This is a genomic window from Pseudomonas sp. TE3911 (assembly GCF_054062775.1).
The window spans coordinates 1,639,304-1,653,322 of sequence record NZ_JBSSFP010000001.1 but is presented as its reverse complement, the minus strand read 5'-3'; the positions used below and the strand labels follow the sequence as shown (position 1 = coordinate 1,653,322).

11 protein-coding genes and 1 pseudogene are annotated in these 14,019 nt (G+C 62.3%); 5 read left to right on the top strand and 7 right to left on the bottom strand.

Features of this window, described 5'->3' with window-relative positions:
- Window positions 1–21: 21 nt before the first annotated feature.
- Complete coding sequence (locus tag ACVWXD_RS07645; RefSeq protein WP_457370825.1) at window positions 22–2,778, top strand: insulinase family protein; 2,757 nt, start codon at window positions 22–24, stop codon at window positions 2,776–2,778.
- Window positions 2,775–4,511, top strand: coding sequence for an ABC transporter ATP-binding protein/permease (locus ACVWXD_RS07640; RefSeq protein ID WP_457370824.1), 1,737 nt, complete (start codon window positions 2,775–2,777; stop codon window positions 4,509–4,511). Before ACVWXD_RS07645 ends, ACVWXD_RS07640 begins: the two co-directional genes overlap by 4 nt.
- A 7-nt stretch (window positions 4,512–4,518) precedes the next feature.
- Here ACVWXD_RS07640 and ACVWXD_RS07635 read toward each other — a convergent pair whose 3' ends face one another.
- Window positions 4,519–6,120: a L,D-transpeptidase family protein gene (locus tag ACVWXD_RS07635; RefSeq protein WP_099602232.1), complete on the bottom strand. Its 1,602-nt coding sequence runs from the start codon at window positions 6,118–6,120 to the stop codon at window positions 4,519–4,521.
- Window positions 6,121–6,160: 40 nt separating this feature from the next.
- On the opposite strand from ACVWXD_RS07635, the gene ACVWXD_RS07630 reads away from it, so the two are divergent.
- On the top strand, window positions 6,161–6,871 hold the full coding sequence (locus ACVWXD_RS07630) for a murein L,D-transpeptidase catalytic domain family protein (protein ID WP_260368062.1): 711 nt from the start codon (window positions 6,161–6,163) through the stop codon (window positions 6,869–6,871).
- 30 nt (window positions 6,872–6,901) lie between these two features.
- Window positions 6,902–7,648, top strand: coding sequence for a creatininase family protein (locus tag ACVWXD_RS07625; RefSeq protein ID WP_099602230.1), 747 nt, complete (start codon window positions 6,902–6,904; stop codon window positions 7,646–7,648).
- Between the two features lie 100 nt (window positions 7,649–7,748).
- Here the strand turns inward: ACVWXD_RS07625 and ACVWXD_RS07620 are convergent, their stop codons facing one another.
- A complete protein-coding gene (locus ACVWXD_RS07620; protein WP_095185009.1) occupies window positions 7,749–8,081 on the bottom strand; it encodes a hypothetical protein in 333 nt (110 codons plus the stop codon).
- 34 nt (window positions 8,082–8,115) lie between these two features.
- Window positions 8,116–8,760 carry an ATPase gene (locus ACVWXD_RS07615; protein WP_260368061.1) on the bottom strand — a complete coding sequence of 215 codons (645 nt, stop codon included), beginning with the start codon at window positions 8,758–8,760 and terminating at the stop codon, window positions 8,116–8,118.
- A 130-nt stretch (window positions 8,761–8,890) separates the two neighbouring features.
- On the opposite strand from ACVWXD_RS07615, the gene ACVWXD_RS07610 reads away from it, so the two are divergent.
- Window positions 8,891–9,163: a hypothetical protein gene (locus ACVWXD_RS07610; RefSeq protein ID WP_032889487.1), complete on the top strand. Its 273-nt coding sequence runs from the start codon at window positions 8,891–8,893 to the stop codon at window positions 9,161–9,163.
- On the opposite strand, the gene yfcF is transcribed toward ACVWXD_RS07610, so the two are convergent.
- From yfcF to ACVWXD_RS07590, 4 genes and pseudogenes are all read right to left on the bottom strand, one after another.
- The gene (gene yfcF, locus ACVWXD_RS07605) at window positions 9,138–9,770 is read right to left on the bottom strand and encodes a glutathione transferase (RefSeq protein WP_260368060.1); all 633 of its coding nucleotides are present in this window, start codon (window positions 9,768–9,770) and stop codon (window positions 9,138–9,140) included. The genes ACVWXD_RS07610 and yfcF overlap by 26 nt on opposite strands.
- A gap of 233 nt (window positions 9,771–10,003) precedes the next feature.
- Window positions 10,004–12,440, bottom strand: a pseudogene (locus ACVWXD_RS07600) (TonB-dependent siderophore receptor).
- Window positions 12,441–12,529: 89 nt separating this feature from the next.
- Complete coding sequence (locus ACVWXD_RS07595; protein WP_260368058.1) at window positions 12,530–13,483, bottom strand: FecR domain-containing protein; 954 nt, start codon at window positions 13,481–13,483, stop codon at window positions 12,530–12,532.
- Entirely contained in the window at window positions 13,480–13,977 is a 498-nt protein-coding gene (locus ACVWXD_RS07590) for a sigma-70 family RNA polymerase sigma factor (RefSeq protein ID WP_095184486.1), read from the bottom strand. Before ACVWXD_RS07590 ends, ACVWXD_RS07595 begins: the two co-directional genes overlap by 4 nt.
- Window positions 13,978–14,019: the final 42 nt, after the last annotated feature.

The window sequence follows — 14,019 nt, the reverse complement described above, 5'->3', positions numbered from 1 at the left end:
CTGATTAGCCTGGAACCCTTGATGAATAAGTTACTTGCAGGCCTGCTCGGCCCACTGCTGCTGTGCGCCTGCGCATCGCCCGTCACCCAAGAACCGCTGCCGTGGGCGCCCCAGGTGGTGCGCGGCCAACTGGCCAATGGCTTGGAATACCGCTTGGTGCAGGACAGCACCCAAACCGGTCGCCTGGACCTGCGCCTGACCGTGCGCGCCGGCTCGGTGGATGAAGACGACGACCAGGTGGGCGTGGCCCATATGCTCGAACACCTGACCTTCCGCAGCCGTGCGGGCCAAGCCAGCGACCTGCGTGCGCAGATGACCGCGTTGGGTTGGGTGCAGGGCCGCAACTACAACGCCATGACCAGCTATGACCGCACCCAGTACCTGCTCAGCCCCATGGCCGGTACCACGCAAACACCGATAGCCTTGGAAAAGCTTGCGCAACTGGTGTTCGCGGGTGATTACAACGCCGCAGACCTTGAGCGCGAACGCCCCATCGTCATCGAAGAATGGCGCGGCGGCCTTGGCGTGGCCCAACGCATGAATGACCAACGCGCGGCCACTCAACGAGTGGGTTCGCGTTACCCGCAACATCGCACCATCGGCAATGAAACGGCGATCCGCGAAGCGTCGCTCGGTGCCTTGCAGCGCTTTCAACAGCGTTGGTACGTACCCAATAACATGGTGTTGTCGGTGGTCGGCGACTTCGAGCCACAGCAGTTGACGCAGCAGATCCAGCAGGCCTTTGGCACCCCCCTCGCCAAGGCACTACCGGAACGTGAACACCGCGAACTGCCTCTCGATAACCAGCTCAAAATCTTCCGCCTGCAAGACCCGCAAACCGGCAGCAACCAAGTGTCCCTGCTGTTTCGCCTGCACGAACCGGACAGCCGTGGCATCACGGCCGAGGCCAGCCGCGAGCGTTTGGTCGACCGCATGGCCCTGTCGGCGCTGTTGGCCCAGTTACGCCGCCAACCCCTGCCAACCGGCGTGCGCAGCCTTACCGCACAGAAGACCTTGATCGGCGAGTATTCCAGCGTACTGGGCGTCGCGGCCGGTGTTGACGGTGCTCATCATGACGATGCCCTGAAGCAGCTGCTGACCGAGTTGGAGCGTGTGCGCCAACACGGGTTGACTGCGCAGGATCTGGACCGGGAACGGAGCAAAATCCGCTTATTGGCAGACGCCATGCTGGCCAAGGATGAGTCGCGCACCTTCGAGCAATGGGTGACCTCGCTCAACGATGCCGCCGTGCAGAACCGCCCCGTCGTCGCGCCGCATCAGATCGCCCAGCGCACGCTTAACGCGCTGGACACCATCGACCTCGCAGCCCTCAATGCCCGCCTGAACCGTTGGCTGAACAGCCCCGACCAAGTGCTGCAATTCACCGCGCCGGGCAACCGTGTGGTGCGCCTGCCGACGGTGGACGATGTGCAACAGTTGCGCGCGTCCATTGCCCACTCATCACTGGCAGCGCCGCAGTCGGCCCCGCCGGTGGCACCGCCTGCTGCCACCTTCACACTGCCATCGGCTGGTGCACCCGGTTCGGTGCTGGGCAAACGCAGCTTTACCGCTGAACAGGTCGAGCACTGGCAACTGAGCAACGGTGATCGCCTGGTCTGGCTGCGCCGCAATGCCGAAGACGGCCAATGGCGACTGCAAGCCGAATCGTCCGCCGGTTACGAGCGCCGCGACGTACCCGCCTGGCGCCTGCAAATGGCGGCGCAACTGGGCAACCAGAGTGGCGCGCCAGGATTGGAGGCGTGGCGTAAACAGCACAAGGCAACCTTGAGCCTTGAACAAAGTGCTACGCGCCTGCAATTAAGCGCCCGCTCAAACGCCTCGATTGTCGCCCTGACCACACTGCTGCAAAGCTATCGCCAGAGCCAGGTGGGCGCGCCGATCGATGACGAACTGTTCAGCGCTGCCCGCGATGATCTGCTGACCCGCGTGAGCACCCGACCGGACGCCATCGCCGCCGCCCGACGTGAACTGCGCTACGGCGTCGACACCTGGCAAGCCCCGGATCAACACGCCTTGGAGGCATTGCAATCAAGCACCCTGAACGAGGACTGGCAGCAGCTCAAGCAGGCCCCGGTCACCTACTACCTGATGGCGGACATGGATCCGGCGCACCTGGCAAAAGCCGTGGTCGAGCAACTGGCCAATATCCCGCGCGGCGTTGCCCAACCCGGCCGCCCTGCCCTGCAAAAACCCGGTCAACGCCGCGCCGACATCGCCGTAGCCCTGGAACCTCGCGTGGTACTCGAAGCCAACAGCTTCAGCGAACAGCCATGGACGCCCGAAGCGGCGGCCCGTGTCGCAGCCCTGCGTGAACTGGCCAACCAGCAGCTCAAGCAACGCCTGCGTGGCGAGGCGTCCGGCGTCTACCGCCTGCGCTTCGACAGCGAACTGAACCCCGACACCCAGCGCATCGAAAGCCAGTTGAGCTTCACCTGCGACCCCCAACGCGCCGACGAGCTGTGGGCGCTGGCCCAGCAGACTCTGGCGCAGTTAGGCCGTTCGGTGGATGCGAAATGGGTCGCTGACGAACGCATGGAACTGCGCCGTCAGGAGCGAAAGCGCTTGCTCGATCCCACCACCCAATGGCGCCGCCTGTTGCTCAGCGAACGCCAATGGCAAGACCCGCGCTACCTGAGCCGCCAGACCCGTTTGCCGGACGGCCTGCGACTGGAATTGCTCAAACCCTTGGCCAGCCAGTTGTTCCCGGCGAATAACCAAGTGCTGCTGCGCGTCCTGCCAAAGGTGGATGCCCCTTGAAGAGCCTGCGTACGTTCTACCGCCTGGCCGCGCCGTTCTGGCGCCAGGGCTCGCAGTGGCTGGGCTGGCTGATGCTGGTCAGCATCATCGGCATGGGCCTGTTGATCGTACAGATCAATGTCTTGATCAACGCCTGGAGCAAAAGCTTCTACGACACCCTCGGCGCATTCGACACGCCTGCGCTGTACGCGCTGATGGGCCGCTACGTGATTTACCTCGGCGCCTATGTGCTGATCGTCGTCGCCCTGGACTGGGTGCGCAAAGCCTTGGTGCTGCGTTGGCGCCAGGCCATGACCGAGCAGTTCACCCATGCCTGGCTCGCTGACCAGGCCTTCTACCGCCTGGGCCTGAACGGCGAGCCGGACAACCCCGACCAGCGCATCAGCGAGGACGTGGATATCGTTGCCGACCTGAGTGTGGAGTTGGTGGCATCGTTCATCATCAACATGGCCCAGGTCGGTGCTTTCATGAGCATTCTCTGGCAACTGTCGGGGGTGCAGACGTTCAGCGTCGGCGAATACAGCATCACACTGTCGGGCTACCTGGTGTGGATTGTGGTGCTCTACACCCTGGCCGGCAGCTTGATCACCCACTGGGTCGGCCGTCCGCTGCACCGCCTGAACGTGGACCGCCAGCACTATGAAGCTGACTTTCGTGCCAGCCTGCTGCGCAAGCGTGAACACGCCGAACAGATCGCCCTGTACCGGGGCGAGGCGGTGGAGCGCGCGCACCTGGCTGAGCGTTTCCAGGCGATTGCGCACAACTGGCGGCAACTGATGGGCCGCGAGCGTAACCTCAGCCTGTTTACCGTCAGCTATGAACGGGTCAGCCTGATCATTCCGGTGTTTGCCGCCCTGCCCGCGTTTCTGGCCAAGACCATCACGTTAGGCGGATTGATGCAGATCCGCAGCGCGTTTGGCGCGGTGCAAGGCTCCCTCAGTTGGTTTATCAAGCTGTACCCGAAGTTGATGCGCTGGAGTTCGGCGGTGGAACGGCTGGGGCAGTTTGAACACGCCATCGCCGCCAGCCGCTGCCAGGCCCAGGCACCGGTGATTGGCGACTGCCTGTGCGTCAGCGGCCTGGATGTACTGCGCCCTGACGCGGGCCTGCTGCTGGGCGATGTGTCAGTACAAGTGGCTCAGGGGGAGTGGCTATTGATTGCCGGCCGCAGTGGTATCGGCAAATCCACGTTGCTGCGCACCTTGCAGGGCATCTGGCCGTATTGCCGGGGCGGCTGGCAATTGCCGCCAGGGCGCAGCCTTTTGCTGCCGCAGAAGCCTTATCTGCCGAGCATGCCGCTGCGTCAGTTGCTGGCTTACCCTGCGGTTGAAGTGCCGAGTGGCGTGCGCTTGGTTGCCGTGCTGCTACAGGTGGGGTTGCCGGGGTTGGTAAAGCGCCTGGACGAACAACGTGAATGGGCGCGGGAACTGTCGGGCGGTGAACAACAGCGCATCGGTCTGGCGCGCGCGCTGCTGTATGCGCCGGATACGTTGTACCTGGATGAAGCGACCAATCAGCTCGACGAGGCCAGTGCGCATGCCCTATTGGTGCTGGTGCGTGAGCAATTGCCTGAATGCACAGTGATTGGCATCAGTCATCAGGTGGCGCTGGCGCCACTGTTTGATCGCACCTGGTCCCCTGAAACGGCACAAAACGCTGGGGTTGTGGCAGGTTTTGAGGCTGCTGCGCAGCCCAGCGCGGGACAAGCCCGCTCACCACAGAAAGAGCACTGACCGGGGACTAGAGCACGCTGCCCATCGCCTTCATCAACACCAGGTCCCGCGCGTAAATATCCGGCGCGTAGACCAACCCACCCTGGCGGTCGACTTCAACCGTCCAGTAACCGAGCAACACCGGCACCGGTGTGGACAGCCTGAATTCATGGGTCACGCCAGTGGCCAGCAGTTCATCGGTGCGCGCGCGTTCGGCCGGGCTGACCAGCAGATCGCGCAGCAACAACGGTTGTTCCACCCGCACGCAACCGGAGCTGAATGCGCGAGGGCCTTTGGTGAACAGCGGCTGGCTCGGGGTGTCGTGCAGGTACACCGAGTACGGGTTGGGAAAGCGCATCACGATCTTGCCCAACGGGTTGCGCGGCCCAGCTTCCTGGCGCAGCAGGATATTGCCGGGGCGCGCCCAGTCGATCTGCTCGGGCGCCAGCGGGTGGCCTTCGGCGTCGAGCACTTGCAGGTTTTGCTGGCGCAGGTATTCAGGGTTCAGGCGGATGGCCGGGAGTTTATCCTCACGCATGATGGTCGGCGGGATCGTCCAGGTGGGGTTGAGCGTCAGCCGGGTAATGCGGGATTTGAGCAGCGGCGTCTGGCGTTCGGCGCGGCCCACTTGCAGGCGGGTTTGCCACACCGGGATGCCGCTCTGGTACACGCTCAATTGCGCGGCGGCGACGTTGACCAGCACGCCTTCGGGCTCCAGGTCCTGGGCCAGCCAGCGGAAGCGTTCAAGGTTGATGCGCAGTTGCTCGCGGCGCATGGCCGGGCTGATGTTGAGTTCGGCCACGGTGCCGGCGCCGATCACACCGTCCGATTGCAAGGAGTGGCTGACCTGGAAAGCCTTCACCGCCGTGACTAACTCAGGACGGTATTGCTTGCCGACGCCCTTCGGTTCGCTGGGCAGATAACCACCGCTGTAGAGCCGCCGCGCCAGTTCCGGAACGCGTGGGTCTTCCATGCCGGGACGCAACAACGGGCCGCTGCCAACCGCCTCCCAATGGGGCAATGGCTGCTGGCGCACCGTGGAATAGGCATTGCGCAGGCTGCGGTACAAATCTGCGCTGGGGCGTGCCTGGTCGAACGCTTGCGCCATGTCATTCAAGCCGATGGCGGCAAAGGCCAGCACGTCGGTGTTGGGATCGCGGGTGGGAGGCTGGGAATGCCACAGCGGTTCGAAGCGCGATTGCTGCAGCCGGCCGAAGTGCAAGTCCTGGAGGGCTTGCAGGTAGTGTTGGCTGCTGTCGATATCGCTGCACAGTACGTTTTGCGTGGCGTGCGGCGCGGGCAGACTATAGTGGGTGGGATCCAGGCCATCGTCGGCGAGCATCAGCAATTGCGTTTGGAGTGCTTGGCGGCGCGTCTCGTCCGACCATAACGGTGCATCGCCTTGCTGCTGATAGAACGCTTGCAGGCGCGCAAGGGCTGGCGCGTCGATCTGCGGCGCCAGGCCTGGGCAAACACTGGGCAACTGCGCCAGGGCTTGTTGCAACGGAGCCAGGTCCACCGGCGCGGGGGTCGTGACCGGCAGCGGTTCCACCGGCAGCGCATCCGCTGTGGCGACCAATGGTGCAACGAGCAGGCAAATGCTCAAGTAACATGCGTGTTTTTTGAACAATGGCTTGGCTCCAATCCACAGTGGGGGAGATGTACTGTAGATGCTGACTTTTATGTATCGCCTGGGAATCGCCTTGAGTTTGGCTGTATTGAGCAATTCTGCGCTCGCCGCCAATGGCAACCCTCCTTCCTTGTATAGCAGCCTGGCGCGCTCGGCTCCAGAACTCAATCCCACTGTGCTGAAAAGTGCCCTGAGCGCGATGCAGTGCGCGGTCAGCAATGGCGAGGAACGCTCCGAGCGCCTGGCCGTGATTGACTATTCTCAGCCGTCGACCGCCCGTCGGCTGTGGATCTTCGACCTGCGCAAGAAAACCCTGGTGCTGCGCGACCTGGTAGCCCACGGCGCCAAGTCCGGGGAGAACTTCGCCACCCAGTTCTCCAATACCGAAGGTAGCCATCAATCCAGCCTGGGCCTGTTCCGCACCCAGGAAAGTTACCTGGGCACCCACGGTTACTCGCTGCGCATGGATGGCTTGGAGCCGGGGTTCAATGACCAGGCCCGTGATCGCGCCATCGTGATTCACGCCGCCGACTACGTAAGCCCGCTGTGGAGCAAGCGCGAAGGCCGTATCGGCCGCAGCCAGGGTTGCCCGGCGGTGCGCCCGCAGGTGGCGCGCCAGGTGGTGGATAAACTCAAGGACGGGCAGTTTATGTTTTCGTGGTACCCCGACCAGCGCTGGTTGAAGTCCTCGACGTACCTCAATTGCAAACTCCAACAGGTGGCAAGTAGTCGTACAATCCGTGGCGGTTAGCCTGTCCCCACAGATAAAAGAGAGCGTTCAATGCTTCTACACCAATCGACCTGGATCGAGATCGGGCAGTTTCTGGAGCGCAGTCGCACGGTGGTGATCCCCATCGGCTCCAACGAGCAGCACGGCCCGACCGGTCTGCTGGGCACAGACTGGATGTGTCCGGAAATCATCGCCGTTGAGGCGCAAAAAAACGCCGACATCCTGATCGGGCCGACCTTCAATATCGGTATGGCCCAGCATCACCTGGGTTTCCCCGGCACCATTTCCTTGCGCCCTTCCACCTTTATCGCCGCGATTGGCGATTGGGTGCGTTCGCTGGCCGGGCATGGTTTCGACAAGATCCTGTTCCTCAACGGCCATGGCGGGAATATCGCAACCATCGAGGCGGCGTTTTCCGAGCTGTACGCCGAAGCCAGTTTTGCCCGTCGACCCGCCGGCTTCGCCCTGAAGCTGGTGAACTGGTGGGACCTGGAAGGCGTCAGTGACCTGGCCCACCGCCAATTCCCGGTAGGCCACGGCAGTCATGCCACGCCGTCAGAGATCGCGGTGACGCAGTGGGCGTATCCGGACTCGATCAAGTCGGCCGACTATTCGCCGCAGATCGCCAACACCGGTCCGATCCGCGAAGCCCTGGACTTCCGTGCACGCTTCCCCGATGGACGCATGGGCTCGGACCCGGCGCTGGCGACGGTGGAGAAAGGCGGTGAATTGGTGGCGTTGGCGGCTCAAGGGCTGGTCAAGACCGTCAACAGTTTCAGCAACGAAGCCAAAGCCTAGGTCGAGTACACATCAACCTGTGGGGAGGGGCGGCTTCGCAGCCCAGCGCAGGGCAAGCCTGCTCACCACAGCAAGCCTCCTCCCACATTGGATGTGTGTGCTACTTACATTCCTGCGCCGCCAACTCCAGTCGCGACGGCGTTAACGCCGACGCCAGCGGCTTGCGCTCATACAGGAACACCTTGGCGCCCTCTCCAGCCTTGTAGGCTTCCAGCACATCGTCGGCCGCAATCTTACTGGTCAACACCGCGCGGGCGTGGCGCGAGTTCTGGGTCACGGTCGACGTAATCCCGTGTTTTTCCAGCTTGGGCAAGACGCATTGGAAATAGGCGTCAGGGCCTTTGCTGGTTTGCAGGGTCAAGGTTGGAGTGTTTGGGGCAGAGACACAGCCGGCCATCAAAAGAGCCGTAGCCGGTACAAAAAAAGAGCGCATGAAAAAATCCTGATATTGAATATAAACGTTCACATCAACCGGCACGTACCAGCGCCTTGAGCGACGCATCAAACTGCTTCAAAGCATCCAACTGCACATCTCGCTGCTGCTCGATCTGCGCGGCAATTTCCGGCGCGTCCTTGTCACGGACCCACACCGACGGCACCTGTTTGTGCACCGAGCCTTCGGCCTTGGCGATGTATTGCAGGTCGGCGTCATAGAACCGCGCAATAAAGCGCGCCTCGACCTGATCGTTACGCTGGGTGAGCAGTTGATTATGGGTATCGAGCATCACCACTACATCGGGATGAGCCTGCACCAAGGCATCCAGGTTGTCGTAGACGGTCACCGACAAAAAGGCGCCCTGCAGCGAACTCATCAACCAATCAATGGCCAACTCCGGGTCGGAGCTGTTGACGAACGCCTGGCGGATACGCCCGTCGAGGGCATCCTTGGCGCCATTCAAGGCCATATCGTGGTAGCGTTCCAGATAGCTGAGGTTGTCGCGAGTATTGTCGCTCAACAACACACCGACTGACTGCGTGTGCTGCAGGGAGTTTACGCTACCGGCGATGGGTAGCAAATGGCCTGTACGCAGTTCGCCGGCGATGACCGCGTTGCTCACTGCCACCGTACCCAGCATCAGAATCATTAGACCAAGCTGAATAATCGTCCTCATCGCGCATTTCCTTGAACAGCGTCTCGATGAAGGGATTTTGCGCTTTCCGTGCGAAAACAGAACTTGCGTTGCGTGATGGTGACTATTATCTGAAGCGATAGTGTTGCGATAAAACCGATAAGGAGCCGCCATGAAGCCCCACCAGAAAACCTTCGACCGCATCCGTGAAGCCGTCTTGCCGGAATTTCGCGAGCGGGTCGCCGATTACCTGGTCGACTATGAAACCGTGCTGCAGGACATCAACGCCGACGCCGACCAAGTCTGTGCCAGCGCCCAACAACTGCGCGGTTACCTGCGCGGCTTGAACACTACGCGGGTGCTGGGCATGGCCGATTGGGAAGACCTGGATCGGCGTGTGGAACACATCACCGCAAACGCTACAGCGCAGGACGTTGCTGATTGACCCATTCCTGCACCGACGGCCGCTGCCACTGACGCTGGGCATACGCCACCAACTCAGCCGGTACGCGGTCGCCGTTGAGGATCAGGCGGTTGAGCATGATCGCCAGATCCACATCAGCAATCGACCACTCACCGAACAGGTTCGTCGGGTTACCCGCCAACAACGCCTGCGCCCCAGTGATCAACCGCTTGGCGGCCGCTTCGGCCACGGGTAACAACGGCGGCATCTGCTGGCCGTAGAACACCACCAGCGTGGAACGCTCCTGACGAATTGGCAGCAAATCACTGCGCAACCACGCCTGTACCTGCCGCGCCCTCGCCCGCTGCTTTGGATCGGCGGGGTACACCGCTGTCTCGGGGTAGGCCTCTTCCAGATACTCGGTGATCGCCGAAGATTCCGACAACGCAAAGTCACCTTCCACCAGGGTTGGCACCCGTTGGGTCACAGACAGCCGGGCGAAATCGGCGGTCTGGTTTTGCGCGGCATCCAGGTCCAGGGTAACCAGTTCGAAGGCCAGGCCCTTCTCCCGCAGGGTGACGAACACCGACATCGCGTAGGGGCTGGTGAACAGCGAATCAACGTAAAGGCGCAACGGGCTCTGGCTCATGGGCAATCTCCTTGAATGAGCCCTCACGCTACGAGATGTGCGCGGATAAAGACAATGCAGGGTTTTTATGGGGGCATTCCTGGCGGGAATACTGCTTAAAACGCCTGAATATCGACCTCGCCCGTGTAGGGCTGCCGGTGGGTGCCTACACGTCCTTTATAGATCGGTATTGGGTGGGCGTCAGGCGTCTGGCGCCCCCCCAAACACGTTCGACAGTGGACCGTGTTTACCCTTTAGAAGTCCACCGTTGCCGATAGCTTCACCGTCCGTGGCTCGCCCTGGGTCAGGTAGTTATTGGCGGTCGACGCCGACGCCCAGTACGCCTTGTTCGCGACATTCTCGACGTTGGCGCGCAAGGTGATGAACTTGTCGTCGGCCTTGAAGCCATAACGCGCACCGAGGTCAACACGGGTCCAGGCCGGAATGCTGAGTGTGTTGTCAGCGTTGACGTACTCGCCGCCGGTGCGCAGCAGCCGTGCGTTAACCGCAGCGCCCTGGATGCCAGGAATGTCCCAATCGGCGCCCACGTTGAACTGAAACCGCGGCACACCGGCGGCGCGGTTGCCGTCGGTGAGGCCGTTGGCGGTGCGCTTCAACTCGGTGTTCATCCAGGTCGCACCGGCCAGCACGCGCAGGCCGTCGAGGGGTTCGCCGAAGACGTTGAGTTCCACACCTTTGTTGATCTGCTCACCGTCGACGCTGAAGGTATTGGTGCCATTGGCGTTGGTGTTGGTCGCACTGTTCGGCTGTTCGATGCGGTAGACACCGAGGGTAGCGCCATAGCTGTCCCAATCGAACTTGACCCCGGCTTCAGTCTGTTTGCTGCGGTTGGGCGCAAAGACTTCGCCGGGATTGGTGACGTTGGTCAGCGGCGCCGTCGGACCTTGGGCCAAGCCTTCGATACGGTTGGCGTAGAACGCCACATGCTCCCAAGGCTTGACCACCAGGCCATAAACCGGCGTGGTGATCGACTCGGCATAGTTGGCACTGCGCACGCCGGTGGTGGTGTTCCAGGCGTCCACTTCGATGGTCTGGCGGCGCACGCCCAACGTCAGCAATACGCGATCGTCGATAAAGCCCAAGGTGTCGGACACCGCAGCACTCCTGATGCGGTTTTTGCCAACGATGCGTGGGTCGTGCACATCGCTGCCGAAATAGGTGACGGTCGGGCGCGCTATCTGGGTCGGGTTGTACAGATCGCCGGGCTTGCGATTGCCCCGCAGGATCGCTTCAAACGCCGAACGCTGTTCGCCCCAGACTCCCGACAGACCGACGTTCATCTGATGGGTCACCGGCCCAGTGCTGAAATGCCCGTTCAAACCGGCCATGGCACTCTTGTTGTCCTCATCATGGGGCGAATACAAAAAGCCCACTTGCCCAGCACCGTTGTTGCCCACATACAACGACGAATACTGACCATTCTCCCGCGTGTGCTTGGCGCCGCCGCCCACGTAAGCCGTCCAGTTGTCATTGAGGTCGTACTCGGCATTGAACATGCCGTAGGTGTCTTCCAACTCCGACCAGCTCCAGTCCTGGGCGTAGTTGTGTTTTCGCCGATGGCGCCTTCGGCACTTGGGTACCTGTGGGGTAGACCACCGAGCGGCCGCTGTTGATACGCTCTTTCTGGTAGCCGAAATCGGTGGACATGCGCAGGCGCTCGCTACGGTAATCCAGGGCGATGGCGATCAGTTGTGAGCTTTTGAATTCATCCTCGATGGCCGTGTCACCGCCGTGTTTGGCCAGGTTGACCCGCGCACCGAAACGGTTGTCTTCGCCAAAGCGCTGGCCCAGGTCGAGGTGCCCACCGGCCTGGCCGTCGGTGGTGGTGTCGAGGCTGATGCTGCGGGTCGCGGTGTCTTGGGCGCGCTTGGGCACCAGGTTGACGCTGCCGCCAATCCCGCTGCCCGCCGGCGATACGCCGTTGACGAAGGCGTTGGGGCCTTTGAACAACTCCACACGCTCCAGGGCCTCGGTGGTGACGATCTGCCGGGGCAGCACGCCATAGAGGCCGTTGAAAGCAATGTCATCGGTGTTCAGTGGCAGGCCGCGGATGGTAAACACTTGGGAGAAGTTACCGAACCCGGAGGACTGGCGCACCGACGCGTCGTTGAGCAACACGTCGCCCACGGTGCGCGCCTGTTGGTCGGCGATGGTTTTGGAGGTGTAGCTGACCACGCTGAACGGCACGTCATTGATCGAGCGATTGCCCAACACCCCCAGGCGCGCCGAACGCGCTACCTGGCCACCGCCATAGGTGTCCACCTCTGCCCCACTCGTTTCGGCGCTGATGGTGGTGGCGCCCAGTTGCAGCACGTCGCCAGTGGCCTCGGGCACCACGGTGTAGCCGCCGCTGCCGGTGCTTTGCACGGTGTAGCCGCTGCCCTGGAGCAGTTGCATGAAACCCGATTGCGCAGTGTAGCTGCCTTGCAGGCCCGGACTCTGTTGGTCATTGAGCAGCGCGGAATCAAACGACAGCGGCACACCGGATAACGCCGCGAACTGCGCCAACACATTGCCCAAGGGCCCCGGCGCGAGGGCATAGCTGCGCGCGGCGCCCGCGACTGTCTCTGCTGCCATGGCGCTGTGCAGCGGTGCGAAAGTGGCAAGCGCAACAGCCAGGCTCAGCGCCTTGAGGGGACGGGGGCAAAAAAGGTGCAGTCTGGCGTTCATGGGCGTTCCTGTCGGCGCGGTGCAACGTTGAGGGTTCCCCCTTACACCGGACGACAACGAAAAAGGTATCAGCGAATCTGAAAGAAATTTCAACGCGGCTCGACGGTGACCCAGTAGCCGGTCAAGCGGCTGACGGTCACCGGCAGGGTTTCCTGCAACAGGCGCAGGCTGGCATCCGTATCACGCAGGGGGAATGCGCCGGAAACGGTCAACCCCGCCACACCGGGGTGGCAACGCAACACGCCGGCACGGTAGCGCCCCAGTTCGTCGAGCAAATCCGCCAGGCGCATATGCTGGGCCAGCAGCATGCCGTTCTCCCAGGTCATGGCGCTGACATCCAGCGGCCCAACCGCCGCCACGCTGTCGTTGCCAAATGCGCTCTGCTCACCGGCCTTGAGGATCAACCCACGCTCGGCGTGGGTAGGCAGCATCTCCACCGCTCCTTCGATCACGGCCACGCGGCTGCTGTGCTCACCGACACGCACGCTGAAGTGCGTGCCCAGCGCACGGGCGGTGCCGTGGCGGGTTTGTACGATAAACGGACGATGGCTTGGCGCAGGGTCCTTGGCGGTGGTGATCATCACTTCGCCTTGCAGCAGTTCGATGCGCCGTACCTGATCGGTGAAGCCGATATTCAACGAGCTGGCGGTGTTGATCAGCAGGCGCGTACCGTCAGGCAAGGTCAAATTGCGTTGCTCGCCGATGGCGGTGTGCTGGTCGGCCGCCCACGACTGCCAGGGCTTTTGCTGCAAGGCCAGCCACGTCGCCGGACCTGCCAGCAGCAACAACCCCAATGCCTGGCGCCGGCCAAGGGATTTTTTGCGGCCGATACGCTTGAGGGTGTCGCCGGCAATCGCACTCGGCACGCTGTTGAAGTCCCCCAGAATCGCCTGCGCACGCTGCCAGGCCTGCGCGTGCTGGGCGCTGCGGCCTTGCCATTGGGCGATGGCGCGGTGGTCTTCGTCGGTCGCGCTGCCGGACTGCAACTGCACCATCCAGTCGGCGGCTTCGCCCAGGATCAGCGGGTCAATCGACGGGTTCATGCCACGCTCAGGCAGGCGAGGAAAGCATCGCGCATATAGCGTTTGACCGACACCAGCGACACCTTCAACTCATCGGCAATCTGCTGGTACGTCAGGCCATCGAGCTGCGACATCAGGAACGCCTGGCGGGTTTTCTCGGGCAAGTCTCGCAGCATGGCTTCGATACGGTACAGCGCTTCGAGAATCAGCCAGCGGGTTTCCGGCGATGGCACTTGCTGCTCGGGCAAGTGGGCGATGGTTTCCAGGTAGGCGCGTTCGACCTCCTGACGACGCCAACTGTCGATCATCAGGCCCTTGGCAATATGAGTGAGCAACGCCCGTGGCTCGCTGCCAAAACCGGCGCAGCTCTGGCGACTCAGCAACCGCACGAAGGTGTCGTGAGCCAGGTCGGCCGCATCACTGGCATTGCCCAGTTTGCGGTCGAGCCAGCGGTACAACCATCCGTGGTGTTCGCAGTACAGCGCCTGAATAGGCAGGTTGAGGGGGGACGACATGCGAGTCACCGGCATCAAGGCCACGGAGTAATTAAGAATTGA